Here is a 14781-nt window from a genome sequence, read left to right as displayed (position 1 = left end):
GGAGGTGGATCCCGCCGCCGTTCCCAATCCGGCCCAGGTGCTTCGGCTGCTCGAGGCCGTTGCTCGCCAGCGGGGGCGGGGTCCTCATCTTGAAGCATTCTTCGGTTGCATGTACTTCGCGGCTATGCGGCCAGCTGAGGTCATCCACCTTCGGATCGAGCAATGCCACTTGCCAAAGACGGGATGGGGGATGTTGAACCTCTCGGGCGGGGTCGTCACGTCTGGCAAGGAGTGGACCGACGACGGTGAGGTGCATGAGGTGCACTCGCTCAAGCGTCGCGCGGCAAGCGCGACGCGGCCTGTTCCCATCCCGCCGCAGTTCGTACGCGTGCTGCGTGCCCGTGTGAATCGGTTCGACGTGGCACCTGACGGTCGACTTTTCCGGAACCAGGCTGGCAACTACGTGGACGCTGCCGCCTACGGCATCACATGGGCGCGGGCCCGGGAATACGCCCTGACCCGTACTGAGCGCACTTCTCGCCTGGCCAAGCGGCCTTACGATCTCCGTCACGCCGGGATCTCGTTCTGGCTCTACTCCGGAGTGGACCCGGCCGAGTGCGCCCGCCGCGCCGGCCAGAGCATCGAGGTTCTCTTTCGCCACTACGCCAAGTTCCTTGACGGCCTTCGAGAGCAGGCAAACCGTCTCATCGAGCAGTCCATGAACGAGTGGCAGCGCGTCAGTCAAGCTGACGTTCCCGAGGGCTGAACCGGGGGTTTGGTCCGTGACTGGTCCGGAAGCACTGGTCAGGAGGGGTGCAGTCGTGGGAGGAATTGGGAGTTAGTACGCAAGTCGGGCCCGGTCGAGAGTGGGTTGCACGAAGGGCGCCTGACGGGTGAAACCCCAGGTCAGGCGCCTTTCCTCGTGCCTCTAGAAGAAGCCGAGCTTCTTCGGCGAGTATGACACCAGCAGATTCTTGGTCTGCTGGTAGTGCTCCAGCATCATCTTGTGCGTCTCGCGGCCGATCCCCGACTGCTTGTAGCCGCCGAACGCGGCATGTGCCGGGTACGCGTGGTAGCAGTTGGTCCACACCCGGCCGGCCTGGATCGAACGGCCCGCGCGGTAGGCGGTGTTGATGTCGCGGGTCCAGACACCCGCGCCGAGGCCGTACAGGGTGTCGTTGGCCATTTTGATCGCGTCGTCGAAGTCGTCGAAGGACGTCACCGAGACGACCGGGCCGAAGATCTCCTCCTGGAAGATCCGCATCCGGTTGTCGCCCTCGAAGATGGTCGGCTGGACGTAGTAGCCGCCCTTCAGCTCGCCGTCGTGCTCGATGCGTTCGCCGCCGGTGAGGATCTTCGCGCCCTCCTGCCGGCCGATGTCGAGGTAGGAGAGGATCTTCTCCAGCTGGTCGTTGGAGGCCTGGGCGCCGATCATCGTGTCGGTGTCGAGCGGGTGCCCCGGCTTGATGAGGCGGGTGCGGGCGACCGCCGCCTCCATGAACTCGGCGTAGTGGCCGCGCTGGACGAGGGCGCGGGACGGGCAGGTGCAGACCTCGCCCTGGTTGAGCGCGAACATCGTGAACCCTTCGAGGGCCTTGTCGCGGAAGTCGTCGTCGTGCGCCCAGACGTCGTCGAAGAAGATGTTCGGGGACTTGCCGCCGAGTTCGAGCGTGACCGGTTTGATGTTCTCCGAGGCGTACTGCATGATCAGCCGCCCGGTGGTGGTCTCGCCGGTGAAGGCGACCTTCGCCACCCGCGGGCTGGACGCCAGCGGCTTGCCCGCCTCCACACCGAAGCCGTTGACGATGTTCACCACGCCCGGCGGCAGCAGGTCCGCGATCAGGCTCATCCAGTAGTGGATGGAGGCCGGGGTCTGCTCGGCGGGCTTGATGACGACCGCGTTCCCGGCGGCGAGGGCCGGTGCGAGCTTCCAGGTGGCCATCAGGATCGGGAAGTTCCACGGGATGATCTGCGCGACGACTCCGAGCGGCTCGTGGAAGTGGTAGGCCACCGTGTCGTCGTCGACCTCGCCCAGCGAACCCTCCTGCGCGCGGATCGCCCCCGCGAAGTACCGGAAGTGGTCGATCGCCAGGGGGATGTCGGCGGCCAGCGTCTCTCGCACCGGCTTCCCGTTCTCCCAGCTCTCGGCGACCGCGAGCGGTTCGAGGTGGGCCTCCATCCGGTCGGCGATCTTCAGGAGGATGTCGGAGCGCTCCGTCACCGACGTACGGCCCCAGCCCGGCGCGGCCGCGTGCGCCGCGTCCAGCGCCCGCTCCACGTCCTCGGCGGTGCCTCGCGCCACCTCGGTGAACGGCTGCCCGTTCACCGGCGACGGGTTCTCGAAGTACTGCCCCCGGGTCGGCGGCACCCACTCGCCGCCGATGAAGTGGTCGTAGCGCGCCTGGTAGGAGACGATCGCGCCTTCGGTGCCGGGCGCCGCGAAACGGGTCATGGTGGCCTGCCTCCTTGCAGATGCGCTGCCCGCCGTCGGGCAGCTCCCGGCGCGGAGGCTAGGGGAGCGGACGTTGCGAACACGTTGCGCCGCAGACCCGGGTCAGCCGGCCGGTGCCGTCAGCTCCGCCTCCAGGGCCGCCAGCCGGGACCGTACGACCGCCGTCGGCCGCACCGCGGCCAGCGCCCGCCACACCTCGACGTCGTCCTCGCCCCACGGGGCGTGCGCCCACTCCGCCAGCAGGTCGGGGTCCTGACATCCGATCAGCGCGGCCCGCAGCCCGTCCGCCAGCCGCTGTCTGAGCCGCACGACCGCGGGTGCCTGCGAACCCGGCAGCAACGGACCGGTGTACGCCCCTACGGCGGCCGTCACCGCGCCCGCCTCCAGCCGCCGCTGCACCACACCGGCGTCCGACTCGACCGGCGCGGCCAGCCGGTACGGACGGGAGGCGAGCAGCCCCGGCCCCAGCAGCCGGCGCAGCCGGACCAGTTCCGCCCGCAGCGTCACCGGCGTCACCGACTCGTCCTCGTACAGCGCGCACAGCAGTTCGGCGCCGGTCAGTCCCTCCGGGTGACGGGACAGCAGCACCAGCAGCTCGCTGTGCCGGCGGCCGAGCCGGATCCGGCCGCCGTCCAGCCGGAGCTCGGCCTCGTCCCGGCCGAGCGCCGTCAGCGCGGGCGCCTCGTCGGCCGGCGCCGGCGGATCGAGCAGCGCCAGCTGCGCCTCGGCGGCCCGCGCCACCGCCTGCACGAAGCCCAGGCTGTGCGGATGGGCCAGCCGGTCGCCGCCGGTGATGTCGACCGCGCCCAGCACCCGCCCGGTGCGCGGATCGTGCACCGGGGCCGCCGCGCACGTCCACGGCTGCACCCGGCGGATGAAGTGCTCCGCCGCGAACACCTGCACCGGCCGGTCCACGGCCACCGCCGTCCCCGGCGCGTTGGTCCCGACCGCGGTCTCCGACCAGCGCGCGCCCGGCACGAAGTTCATCCGGTCCGCCCGCCGCCGGGTCGCCGGATGCCCCTCGACCCACAGCAGCGTGCTGTCCGCGTCGCACACCGCGAGCAGATGCTCGCCGTCCGCCGCGAACGTGCCCATCAGCTCCCGGAACAGCGGCATCACCCGGGCCAGGGGATGCTCCGCCCGGTACGCCCCGAGGTCACCGTCCGTCAGCTCCACGCGCGCCGCGCCGTCCGGCCCCACCCCGGCCCGCGCGGAACGCCGCCACGACTCGGCGACCACGGACCGCACCGGGCGCGGCACGGTACCGGCCGTGGTGAACGTCTCGTGCGCCCGGCGCAGCACCCGGGCGCGCTCGGCAGGGTCGGACCCCGGCTCCAGGGCCACCCAGGGATCGGTCAACTCGGCCTCCCGACGGCGATGCGGCTGGGGACATCGTCATGCGGGGTGTTCGCGCCGACAACCGTTTCGACCGGCCTCCCTCCGCGGACCGAGCCCGCCGGCCTCACCCGGCCTGTCCCACCAGCCTCAGGTAGCGGACCCAGTCCCAGTGCCTGCCCGGATCGGTGTGGTCGGTTCCCGGCACCTCGACATGCCCGATGACGTGCTCCCGGTCCTTCGGGATGCCGTACCTCTCGCAGATCGACGCGGTCAGCCGCGCCGACTCGCGGTAGAGGGCGTCGGTGAAGTACTCCGGTCTGTCCACCCAGCCCTCGTGCTCGATGCCGATGCTCCGCGTGTTGTAGTCCCAGTTCCCCGCGTGCCAGGCCACGTCGGTCTCCCGCACGCACTGCGCGACATGCCCGTCGGCCGAGCGGACCAGGTAGTGCGCGGACACCCGCTTCTTCGGGTTCTGGAAGATGGACAGCGTGCCGGCGTACGCCTGCTGAGTGACATGGATGATCACCCGGTCGATCGTGTACTCGTCGGGGCGCAGGGCCGGTGTCCGGTTCTCGCTGCTCGCCGCCTGCCACTCGGCCGACGGATAGTCGACGACCCCGGTCTGCGCGCCCGCCCGGCCCGCGGGGAGCAGCGCGTACGGGACGGCGGCGAGGGCCGCGCCCTTCAGGAGCCGTCGCCTGCTGGGGAGCGGTCGTGCCCGGTCCATGGCTGGGGTGCCTTTCGGAAGCGTGCTCGAAGCACGGGGGAGTCGAGGGCGGTCAGCGGCGCAGGGCCGCCGCCGTCTCGCGCAGTCGCGCATGCAGTCCGCGGTAAGTCTCGCGCGCGGGCAGCCACTCCTTGCGGAGCTTGGCCACACACGTGTAGTTGGTGTCGCACACGTTGGCCAACGGCGATTCCACCGTCTGGGTTGCGTACTGGTACGCGTCGAGTTCGCCGAACCCGTAGTCGCGCACCAGCCACTGCACCAGGTCGAGCTGCGAAATCCGGAAGGCGTCCTCCAGCGGACGTGCCGATCCCGTCGAGACGATGTGGGTGTCCGACTCCAGCCGGGGCCACGGCGTCGCGATCCCCTTCAGCAGCTCCACGATCACGACGGTGTTCATCGCGCACTCCACGGCCACCCCGCAGGTCTCGCCCTCGCCCTGCCGGGCGTGGCCGTCGCCCAGGCTGAGCAGCGCGCCCTCGACGTTGACCCCGAGGTAGCAGGTGACGCCGGCCCGCATCTCGGGCGTGTCCATGTTCCCGCCGTGCGCGTCCGGCACCAGGGCCGAGCGCACCTCCAGGTTCGCGGGGGCCACCCCGACGGTGCCGTGCATCGGGTCCATCGGCAGCTCCAGCTCGATGCCGCCCTCGTGGGCCCGGAACAGGGCCGTGCGCCGGGCGCGGTCCAGCTGCCAGATCCAGACCGTCTCCGGCAGCGGCGGCTGGAGCGTGGCGGTGGTGTGCGTCGAGGTGAGCGCCCCGAACAGGGGGACGGTCGTGGAAGCCGCCCAGTCCCGGGCCGGTTCGATCGACACGAAGTGCACGGCGACGGTGTCCCCGGGCTCCGCGCCCTCGATGTGGAAGGGGCCGGTCTGCGGGTTGAGGAACGGGAACTCGCAGACCTCGGACACCAGGTCCTTCTCCGACCGCACCCGGCCGGCGAAGCAGTCCTCCGTGTAGAGGTCGAGGACCGTGCCGGGCGCGATCCGCGCCACCGGCGGCGCCCCGCCGAACGTCCAGGCGTAGTCGTCCGGTCCGGGCCGGACGGTGAGGATCCGGGGGTCGCTCATCGCGGTCGTGCTCCGTTCTGTGCGGTGACGATGTCAGGGGCGTCGTCTTCGAGGTGGACCCTCGCAGTCTCGGCTATGCGATCGGGGTGACGCCGGACCAGCACCAGCAGGACGACCACTCCGGTCGCCATCCACACCGCGACCACCGGACCGGCGTACGACACCGGGGCGGTCAGCTTCGTCACGAAGTCGAAGACGGGCAGCCCGGCCGCGGTGAGCAGGGCGGGGACGAACGCCACGATGCCCAGCAGCGGGAGGAGCAGGTGCCGTACCGGCTTGAGGGACGGGCGGCCGCGGCGCAGGAAGTAGCCTGCGCAGGCGAGGTTGACGACCATGTAGACGCCGATGACGACCGTGACGATCACCGTGGCCAGCAGCAGGAACGCGGTCACCGGGTCGTAGCCGAAGCCCAGCCCCAGCACCGCGCCGACCGCCACGGCCGTCTGGACCGCGATGCCGGCCGCGGGGGAGCGGTACCGAGGGTGGAGTGTGGCCAGGACACGCGGCAGGACCCGGATGCGGGCCAGTGCGAAGGCCGTCCGCGTGGAGACGGTGGCGCAGGCGTTGGCGTTGGCGATCGTCGAGTTGACGACGGCGAGGAACACCAGCACCCAGAAGAGCCCGAAGGAGGCCCGGGCGACGCCCTGCCAGGACGCCTCGCCCGCCGCCCCGAAGGAGGCGAACCGGCCGGGGCCGAAGTACACGGTCATGGCGTAGGTGGTCACCACGTAGAACAGGCCGATCCCCAAGGCCGCGCCGAGCACCGCGCGGTGCATGGTGCGGCGCGGGTCGCGGGTCTCCTCGGCGAGTGGCGCGGCCGCCTCGAAACCGGCGAACGCCAGCACGGTGTAGACGGAACCGGCGAAGACCCCGCTGACCCCTCCATAGCCGTCCGCCGTGTGCGAAGTCCCGAAGACGGAGAGGGTGTTGTGGCCGCCGGCCCGGATGATCAGCCAGCCGGCGAAGACGAGGAACACCGCGATCTCGAAGACCCCGAGCACGGTCCCGAAGCGGGCTGACGCGCGCACCCCCAGATACCCGGCGACGGCGATGACGGCGGCCCCGGCCAGCGCCCACGGCCACCACAGGCCGGCCGGGTACGAGGCCCACTCGTCGTGCAGGGTCCCCGCCGCGGTGAACCCGAGCTGGAGCAGCAGCAACGGCGGCACCAGCGCCTCCACGAACACGTACCCCCAGCCGACCAGGAACCCCACGGCCGGGTGCAGCCCCTGCGCCGCGTACGTGGCCACGGACCCGGCGGCGGGCAACTCGCGCGCCAGCTCCGCCACGCACGACGCGGTGAACAGACAGGCCACCAGAGCGATCAGCACCGCCAACGGCAGGCTGCCACCGGCGAACGCCGCCCCCGCCGGAATGGACGCGGCGACAGCGGCGGCAGGCGCCATCGCCGTGACGCTCTGGAACAGCACCTCCCGCAACCCCACCGCGTCCCGCCGCAGTCCCGCGGCCGCCTCTCCCGACATACGTCCCCCCTGACGTGCGTGTTGCCCTCGCTCCGGCGGATGCCTCGCGTGAATCACGGTACGGCGCTTGCGGGTTGGGCAGAAGAGCCCCGGGTGATCCGTGGACGGAGCGGCGACTGTGGACAACCGGGCCACCCGGGCAGGTGAATGGAGCGGGAGCCTCACCGGGCCGCAGCGGGCGCGACCCTCACGCGGGCTCGGTCAGACCCGCTCGGCCACGGTCGCCGGATCGTCCAGGACGGCACGGATCACCGAGTGGGCCGCGCCGAGGAGGGGGCCTTCCGAGCCCAGGCGGGAGACGGAGACCGGGCAGGCCGGGCCCGTGGTGCGGTCGGCCAGTTCGGCCTGCAGGGACGGGAGGAGCCACGGGGCGAGACCGGCAAGGGCCCCGCCCAGGACCACGGACTCGGGGTCGAGGAGGTTGACGGCGCCGGTCAGGGCGATGCCCAGGGCCGTACCGGCGTCCTCCAGAGCACGCCGGACGCCCTCGTGGTCGGCGCCCGCCTGCTGTGCGAGCAGTCCTACCGCGTCCTCGCGGGATTCGAGCCCGGCCGCGCGCAGCACCGCCTCCTCGCCGGCGTACTGCTCCAGGCACCCGCGTCCGCCGCAGGCGCAGGGCGGCCCGTCGGGGTGGACCGGCACATGGCCGAGCTCGCCCGCGAAACCGCGTCTGCCGCGCAGCAGCTGTCCGTCCACGACGACGGCGGCGCCGATGCCGATCTCCGCCGACACGTGCAGGAAGTCCTGGGGTGTCGCGTCCCCGAGCCACAGCTCGGCCAGGGCGCCGAAGTTGGCCTCGTTGTCCACCGTCAGCGGGAGGCCGGCGGGCAGCAGCGCGGCGAGGTCGGTGGCGTGCCAGTCGAGGTTCGGGGCGTGGACGACCGTGTGTCCGTCACGGGCCACCAGGCCGGGGACGGCGACCGCGAGACCGGCGGGCCACAGCCCGTGCCGCTCGGCGTCCTCCGCGACCCGCCGGACCAGGCCGGTCAGCTCCGCGAGCACCGGGCGCGGATCCCCGCCCCGGTTCGCACCGTGCCGCACGGCCCGCGCGCGTACCTCGCCGCGCAGGTCCACCGCACACACGGCGAGATGGTCGACCCCGACCTCCGCCCCGAGACCGGCCGGACCGTGCCCGCTCACCGCGAGCGCCGAGCCGGGCCGCCCGACCCGGTTGGGCCGCTCCGGTCCCAGTTCCTCCAGGAGCCCCCAGCGGATCAGCTCGTCGACGAGGGTCGACACGGCCGCTCTGGTGAGGCCGATGCGGGAGGCGACCGCGGCCCGCGACAGCGAGCCCTCCGCACTGACCGCGTGCATCACGCGCGCCAGGTTGCGCCGGCGCATGCCCTGCTGGGTGTCCGGCAGGGCACGGCCGTTCGCCGTCGGGCGGGCCTCGTGCAGCGGTGCGGTCATGCCTCCCTCAATCCTCTGGGACCCTATGGAATCCTCCCGGCAGTCCCCCCGCCGGTCAGCCGTTCTCCGGCGCCCGCTCCAGCAGCGGGGCCGCGTCGGAGAGTACCCCGGAGATCCTGGACAGCGTCGCCGCGTCCCGCTCCACCGCGTCCAGCACGGGCCCCGCGGCCGTGTTCCAGCGGCGCGCCACCGCCGCCGGGTCCTCGCCGGTGAGCAGCCCGGCCGCCTGCGCGGCGGCGCCGAGGGCGACCAGTTCCTTCGCCTCGGGTACCTGCACCGGCCGCCCGGACAGCCGCCGTACCGTCTCCTGCCAGGCCCGGCCCCGGGCGCCGCCGCCGATCAGCAGCAACGGGCTGGTCCGGTCGGCGTCCTCGTCGAGCACCAGGTCCAGGGCGCCCAGCAGGGCGTGCACGGCGCCGTCGTAGGCGGCCTGGAGGAGCTGGCCGGCCGTGGTGTCGTGGCGCAGGCCGTGCAGCAGTCCGGAGGCGTTGGGCAGGTTCGGGGTGCGCTCGCCGTCCAGGTAGGGCAGGAGGGTCACCGAGGTGCCGGGCTCGACGGCCTCGCGGTCCAGGCCGAGCAGTGCCGCGACGCGGTCGACCGCGAGCGTGCAGTTCAGGGTGCAGGCGAGCGGCAGCCAGTCGCCGTGCGCGTCGGCGAAGCCCGCCACCGTGCCGGTCGGGTCCGCGGGGCGGTGCCTGGAGACCGCGTACACCGTGCCGGAGGTGCCGAGGCTCAGCACGGGGGTGCCCGGAAGCAGCCCGAGCCCCAGCGCGGCCGCCGCGTTGTCACCGGTGCCGGGCGCCACCAGGGTGCCCTTGGAGAACGGCAGGTCGTGGCTGTCCCGGACGGTGCCGGCCACCTCGCCGGGCCGGACCACCCGGGGCAGGAGCGCCGGGTCCAGGCCCACGTGGGCGAGGGTCTCCGGGTCGTACGCCTCGGTCGCCGACGCCCACCAGCCGGTGCCGGAGGCGTCACCCCGGTCGGTCGTGCCCAGCCCGGTCAGCCGCTCGGTGAGGTAGTCGTGGGGGAGCCGGACCGCCCTGGTCGCCCGGACCGCCTCCGGCTCGTGCTCGGCCAGCCAGGCCCACTTGGTGACCGTGAACGAGGCGCCCGGCACACTGCCGGTGCGCTCCGCCCAGGCCTTCGGGCCGCCCAGCTCCTCGACGAGCCGCTGCGCCTGCGGCGCCGAGCGGACGTCGTTCCAGAGCAGCGCGGGCCGCACCGGCTCCCCGTGCTCGTCCAGGGTGACCAGACCGTGCTGCTGCCCGCCGATCGACACGGCCGCCGCCTCGTGCGCGGCGTCCCCGCACTGGCGCAGCGCCTCGCACAGCGCGTCCCACCACTGGCGCGGATCGCTCTCCCGGCCCGCACCGGTGGTCACGGTGTGCGGTGCCTGGCCGCTCGCCACGACCTCGCCGGTGGACGCGTCGACGACCAGCGCCTTGGTGGACTGGGTGGACGTGTCCACGCCGACGACGAGCGGACCCTCGGCTGCTGACATCGGGTTCTCCCTTTTTCCGCGGCTCGCGGTGTGTCTGACCTGCAGTTTTTCCGGTTCGTCGGGGTGTCGCGACCCGGTTTTCGTCCTTCGGGGACAGGGTGACCCTTCCCAGGGACGCGTTGGCATACTAATTTGTAAACCGCGATGACGAAATAGTCGGCACGACAGTCATCCACCGGTCATCCACCGCAGTCATCGAGCACAACCCCCGAGCAAGGAGCCGCGGCAATGAGCTTCCAGCCCACCCCCGAAGACAGGTTCACCTTCGGCCTGTGGACCGTCGGCTGGCAGGGAAGGGACCCGTTCGGCGACGCCACCCGCCGCGCCCTCGACCCCGTCGAGACGGTCCAGCGCCTGTCCGAAATGGGCGCCCACGGTGTGACGTTCCACGACGACGACCTGATCCCCTTCGGGTCCTCCGACACCGAGCGCGAGTCGCACATCAAGCGCTTCCGCCAGGCCCTCGACGCCACCGGCATGAAGGTGCCGATGGCCACCACCAACCTCTTCACCCACCCGGTCTTCAAGGACGGCGCGTTCACCGCGAACGACCGTGACGTACGCCGTTACGCGCTGCGCAAGACCATCCGCAACATCGACCTGGCCGTCGAACTGGGCGCCGAGACGTACGTCGCCTGGGGCGGCCGCGAGGGCGCCGAGTCCGGCGCCGCCAAGGACGTGCGGGTCGCCCTCGACCGCATGAAGGAGGCCTTCGACCTCCTCGGTGAGTACGTCACCGCCCAGGGCTACGACCTGCGCTTCGCCATCGAGCCCAAGCCGAACGAGCCGCGCGGCGACATCCTGCTCCCCACCGTCGGTCACGCCCTCGCCTTCATCGAGCGCCTGGAGCGTCCCGAGCTGTACGGCGTCAACCCCGAGGTGGGCCACGAGCAGATGGCGGGCCTGAACTTCCCGCACGGCATCGCGCAGGCCCTGTGGGCGGGCAAGCTCTTCCACATCGACCTCAACGGCCAGTCCGGCATCAAGTACGACCAGGACCTGCGCTTCGGCGCCGGTGACCTGCGCGCCGCGTTCTGGCTGGTCGACCTCCTGGAGAGCGCCGGCTACGCGGGCCCGAAGCACTTCGACTTCAAGCCGCCGCGGACCGAGGACCTCGACGGCGTGTGGGCGTCGGCCGCCGGCTGCATGCGCAACTACCTGATCCTCAAGGAGCGCGCCGCCGCCTTCCGTGCCGACCCGGAGGTCCAGGAGGCCCTGCGCGCCTCCCGTCTGGACGAACTGGCCCAGCCGACCGCCGCGGACGGCCTTCAGGCGCTCCTCGCCGACCGTGCGGCCTTCGAGGAGTTCGACGTGGAGGCGACCGCCGCGCGCGGGATGGCCTTCGAGCGGCTCGACCAGCTGGCGATGGACCACCTGCTGGGCGCCCGGGGCTGAGCACGCACGCGCGCGTGAGGGCCGCTTCCGCAGCGGTGCCCTCACGCGCGCGTGTCGTCTTCGATGCCCGGATCCGGTGCCCGCACGTCCGGTTCGCACCGGAAATGCTCCGGAATCGTGCGGTCCGTGGCATGAGTCCGTGTCAACTCCCGAGCCGGGCTCGCGCGGCGACCGGGACGCGGTGACTCTTGGCGGTATGGCCATGCCGCCCGTACCGCCACGACCGCCCGGCCCGCCGAACGGCTCTCCGCCGCCCGGCGGGGGCTACGACCCGCCCCCGTACGGGGGTTACGACCCGCCACCGGACGAAGGTTTCGCACCGCAGCCGCACGCCGGCTTCGGCGCTCCCCCCGGCGACCAGGAGCCGCCCACCGCCGTCGGATGGATGCCACCACTTCCACCGGAACCGCCCCGCCGGCGCAGGGGCCCGTTGATCGCCGTTCTGGCCCTGCTGGTGGCCGCGGCGGCCGTCGCCGCCGTCGTCCTGATGGTGTCCGGCGGCGACGGCTCGACCGACGGGAAACCCGGTGCGAGCAGCCCGAGCCCCTCCGGTCCGGCCCGGCCTTCGATCGGCCTCCCGAGCGGGCTGCCCAGCAGCCTGCCGTCCGGCCTGCCGAGCGAACTCCCTTCGCAGTGGCCCTCGGGACTGTCCAGTGACCTGCCCAGCGGTCTGCCGAGCGAGCTGCCGAGTGGTCTGGACTCCCTGCTGCCCTCCCTGCTGGGGTAGCCGCCCGCTCGGGTGCGCCTACCGAAGCGTCCGGAACCATCGGACCACGGCGGCGGTTCCCGCCTGCTGGGAACCGAGATGGCGGGAGCCGCGGTAGTCCGGGGTACCGAGATCGACCACCGGGGCGTCGACGCCGTGGGCGCGCAAGGCGGCGTGGCAGTGGGCCGTGTTCGTGTTGACGGCCTGCTCGTCCCCCTCGGCGTAGTAGAGCCTGACCGGAGCCCGCGGCACCCAGTCGGTGCACACGCTGTCCGTGGTCCGAAGGGCCGCCGCCAGCCGTCCGGTGGGGTGGGCCAGCATCGCCCGGCCGCGGGCGGTGAGCAGCGCGTCGAGGGAGCCCGGGGTGCCGGCCACGACCTCCTGACCGGTGTGCGTGCCGTCCAGCAGACTCTCGATCGTGCGGTCGTACGGCGCCCGGAACACCTGGGCCGGTGTGTCGTACAGGTGGTGCAGGCGGTTGAAGGCGACCAGGAACAGCGCCGTGTAGATCACGCTCGCCTTCGGGTCTGTCCGCCCGGCCAGGAGCGCCGGCAGCGCCGCGTCGCGGAACGCGTAGGCGCCGCTGACGGGTGCGACGGCGCGGATCCGGAACCGGTGGTCGGCTCCCTCCTGGAGCGACCGCGCCAGTCCCAGGGCCGCCGAGGCGCCCTGGGAGAAGCCGGTGGCCAGGACCCCGCGTCGCAATTCCCGGCCCCGCAGTGCCGCGACCGTACGGGATGCCCGCAGCATGTCCAGGGCGGCCGTCGTCTCCGAGGGCACGTCCATCCAGGCCTGGAGTCCGGGCCCCAGGCCCATGCCGAGGTAGTCGGGGAGCACCGCGGCGAACCCGGCGGACGCGTAGGTCAGGGCGGGTGCCTGGTCCCACACCTCGGCCGAGACCGAGGCGACGTCGCCCCTGAACAGTTCGGTGCCGTGCGTGAACGACACCGCCCGCAGCCGTCGTTCACCGCTGCGTGGCAGGGCCAGCAGCCCGCTGGCGGTGGTCGACCTGCCGTGCGGGTCCACCGTGCGGTACACGATCCGGAAGGTGTCCAGGCCGTAGCGCACGGCGCCGGTGTCCCAGGATCCGTCCTCGTCGCCCGCCAGCTCGGCCGCGGCCTGCCGGGCGGTCAGCGTCCGCAGGTGCTCGACGGACACCACCGTGCCCCGCGACGCGTGCGCCCCCGTCGAGGCGGAGGCGGCAGCCGTCGGTGCACCGGATCCCTGCCCGACCGCGGCCGTCGCGCCGCCGGCCGCCAAGGCCACCGAAACCGCCGAAACCACCAGTAATCTGCTGATCCGCTTCATGTTCGTTTGCTTCATGCCGTGACCGTACGAACCGCCGCAGCCACCGGCCATCCGGCCAACCGGCCTGTGCGGGTGGGGTTTTCCGCAGGGCCGGGTCGTGCCGGGCCGCTCCCGGACGTCCGGCACGGCGGCCGGGCGGGACGGTTACCCTGGGAGCGGAGCCGCTTCACAACCTGTTCGAGTCGCCGCTCGGGGCCAGTAGGGGTGGCTCGTCAGGGATGTCTCAGGGTCGTGGTCCGGAACCGCGGGAGGCGCGGGCCCGTTCTCACACCAGAGAGCGGCAAGGGCCGCGAAGGAGGCGACGCTGATGTCGAAGAACGCGAAGATCGCCGCAGGAGGTGTGGCGGTCGGGCTCATCCTGCTGATATGGCTGCCCTGGTGGGTGACGCTCCTGATCGTGGTGGGCGTCCCGGTGGCCGCGTACCTGACCCTGGATCCCTCGCAGCGGCGCAGGCTGCGCCGGGTCGGCCGCAGGGAGATCGGCCGCTGAGCCACCTGCCCGGGACCGCGCCCCACCCCTGACCTGCGCCCGGCGGCGGGATGCGGCCCGGCGGGCTCACAGGGGCCGTACGGCCATCTTGTCGAGGGCTTCCAGGAGGCCGGGGAGTTCGGGACCCCGGCCGACCGGCAGGACCTCGCCGGGTTCCTCGTCGAGGAGCACGAAGGCGATGTCGTCGGTCCGGGCCACCAGTGACCAGCCGGGCCCGTCGGCGCGCAGCGTACGTGCGTCGCCCGGGGCGAACGAGGAGCGCACCCGGCCCAGCGGCGGAGGCGCGTCCACGTAGGCCCACGCCTCGGCCAGGACCCGCCGCACTCCGGCATGACCCGCCGGGGCCTCCGGGGCCGCCTCGGCGTCCTGTGGAGCCTTCTCGGGGGCTTCCGCGGTCGCGTCGGCCGCCGCCGGGAAGTGGTCGTCGCTGATCTGCTCCCGCCAGATCGCCCACTGGAGGGCGATCTCGTCCGCGCCCAGCCGCCGCTGTGCCGGACCCCAGGTGCTGGTGTCCGGCGGGGTCAGCGGAGCCTGGTCCGCCACCTCCGGACCGGGGTCGTGCGGCGCGGGCACGTTGGGAGCCGCCACGGCGACCGCCAGCGGCCAGCCGGGCAGGGCGGCGACCACCGTGCGCTCGTCCGGCGACAGGTCGTACTCCATGCCGCAGTCCCAGGACGCGATCGCGACGGCGACCAGCGAGACGTCGTCGATCACGACCGTCCAGCGTGCCCCTTCGCCGTCCTGGCCGAGCACCAGGCCGTACCCGTCGGCGCGCGGTGCCAGTTCCAGCGCCGCGCACGCCTCCGGATAGTCGTCGCCCAGCACGCTCGGAAACTTCGCCGGCGTCAGCAGCACCGCCGTGAGCACGTACAGCGCCTCGTCCGTGGCGACGGCCTCCTCGTCGGTCCCGGCCATCCCTGCCTCCAGTGGTTCGTCCAACGGCGCGCACCCTAGTGCGACGGGA

Annotated in this window: 14 protein-coding genes; 5 read left to right on the top strand and 9 right to left on the bottom strand. The window is 72.7% G+C overall.

The annotated features are described in order from the left end of the window. Positions 1–4 precede the first annotated feature (4 nt). Positions 5–706, top strand: a complete 702-nt coding sequence (locus tag BLW82_RS46185) for a hypothetical protein (protein ID WP_371131300.1) — start codon at positions 5–7, stop codon at positions 704–706. A 162-nt stretch (positions 707–868) separates the two neighbouring features. On the opposite strand, the gene BLW82_RS04950 is transcribed toward BLW82_RS46185, so the two are convergent. The 7 genes from BLW82_RS04950 to xylB all read right to left on the bottom strand — a co-directional run bounded on the left by BLW82_RS04950 (position 869) and on the right by xylB (position 9918). Then, a complete protein-coding gene (locus tag BLW82_RS04950; protein ID WP_093497650.1) occupies positions 869–2392 on the bottom strand; it encodes an acetaldehyde dehydrogenase ExaC in 1524 nt (507 codons plus the stop codon). 102 nt (positions 2393–2494) lie between these two features. Beyond that, on the bottom strand, positions 2495–3751 hold the full coding sequence (locus BLW82_RS04945) for a GAF domain-containing protein (protein ID WP_093497649.1): 1257 nt from the start codon (positions 3749–3751) through the stop codon (positions 2495–2497). A gap of 103 nt (positions 3752–3854) precedes the next feature. Further along, on the bottom strand, positions 3855–4457 hold the full coding sequence (locus BLW82_RS04940) for an N-acetylmuramoyl-L-alanine amidase (RefSeq protein WP_093497648.1): 603 nt from the start codon (positions 4455–4457) through the stop codon (positions 3855–3857). Positions 4458–4509: 52 nt separating this feature from the next. Then, on the bottom strand, positions 4510–5523 hold the full coding sequence (locus tag BLW82_RS04935; protein WP_093497647.1) for an acetamidase/formamidase family protein: 1014 nt from the start codon (positions 5521–5523) through the stop codon (positions 4510–4512). Beyond that, on the bottom strand, positions 5520–7007 hold the full coding sequence (locus BLW82_RS04930; protein WP_093497646.1) for an APC family permease: 1488 nt from the start codon (positions 7005–7007) through the stop codon (positions 5520–5522). Before BLW82_RS04930 ends, BLW82_RS04935 begins: the two co-directional genes overlap by 4 nt. A gap of 201 nt (positions 7008–7208) precedes the next feature. Continuing rightward, entirely contained in the window at positions 7209–8417 is a 1209-nt protein-coding gene (locus BLW82_RS04925; protein WP_093497645.1) for an ROK family transcriptional regulator, read from the bottom strand. Positions 8418–8472: 55 nt separating this feature from the next. Beyond that, the gene (gene xylB / locus BLW82_RS04920; protein WP_093497644.1) at positions 8473–9918 is read right to left on the bottom strand and encodes a xylulokinase; all 1446 of its coding nucleotides are present in this window, start codon (positions 9916–9918) and stop codon (positions 8473–8475) included. A 228-nt stretch (positions 9919–10146) separates the two neighbouring features. Here xylB and xylA point away from each other — a divergent pair, with 228 nt between their 5' ends. Next, positions 10147–11313, top strand: coding sequence for a xylose isomerase (xylA, locus tag BLW82_RS04915; RefSeq protein ID WP_093497643.1), 1167 nt, complete (start codon positions 10147–10149; stop codon positions 11311–11313). Between the two features lie 430 nt (positions 11314–11743). Next, positions 11744–12040 carry a hypothetical protein gene (locus BLW82_RS45135; RefSeq protein ID WP_256215645.1) on the top strand — a complete coding sequence of 99 codons (297 nt, stop codon included), beginning with the start codon at positions 11744–11746 and terminating at the stop codon, positions 12038–12040. An 18-nt stretch (positions 12041–12058) separates the two neighbouring features. Here the strand turns inward: BLW82_RS45135 and BLW82_RS04905 are convergent, their stop codons facing one another. Continuing rightward, positions 12059–13177 carry an alpha/beta hydrolase family protein gene (locus tag BLW82_RS04905; protein ID WP_256215644.1) on the bottom strand — a complete coding sequence of 373 codons (1119 nt, stop codon included), beginning with the start codon at positions 13175–13177 and terminating at the stop codon, positions 12059–12061. Positions 13178–13181: 4 nt separating this feature from the next. Between BLW82_RS04905 and BLW82_RS45130 the strand changes: the two genes are divergently transcribed. Both BLW82_RS45130 and BLW82_RS04900 read left to right on the top strand, forming a co-directional pair. Then, positions 13182–13349 (top strand): hypothetical protein, encoded by a 168-nt coding sequence (locus tag BLW82_RS45130; protein ID WP_256215643.1) that lies wholly within the window; start codon positions 13182–13184, stop codon positions 13347–13349. Positions 13350–13634: 285 nt separating this feature from the next. Continuing rightward, a complete protein-coding gene (locus tag BLW82_RS04900; RefSeq protein WP_093497640.1) occupies positions 13635–13817 on the top strand; it encodes a hypothetical protein in 183 nt (60 codons plus the stop codon). Between the two features lie 66 nt (positions 13818–13883). Here the strand turns inward: BLW82_RS04900 and BLW82_RS04895 are convergent, their stop codons facing one another. Beyond that, positions 13884–14732 carry a hypothetical protein gene (locus BLW82_RS04895; protein ID WP_093497639.1) on the bottom strand — a complete coding sequence of 283 codons (849 nt, stop codon included), beginning with the start codon at positions 14730–14732 and terminating at the stop codon, positions 13884–13886. Between the last annotated feature and the right edge of the window lie 49 nt (positions 14733–14781).

The organism is Streptomyces sp. Ag109_O5-10, assembly GCF_900105755.1.
Lineage (GTDB): Bacteria > Actinomycetota > Actinomycetes > Streptomycetales > Streptomycetaceae > Streptomyces.
The sequence above is the reverse complement of the archived record's forward strand: the minus strand, read 5'-3'. Positions and strand labels throughout refer to the sequence as shown.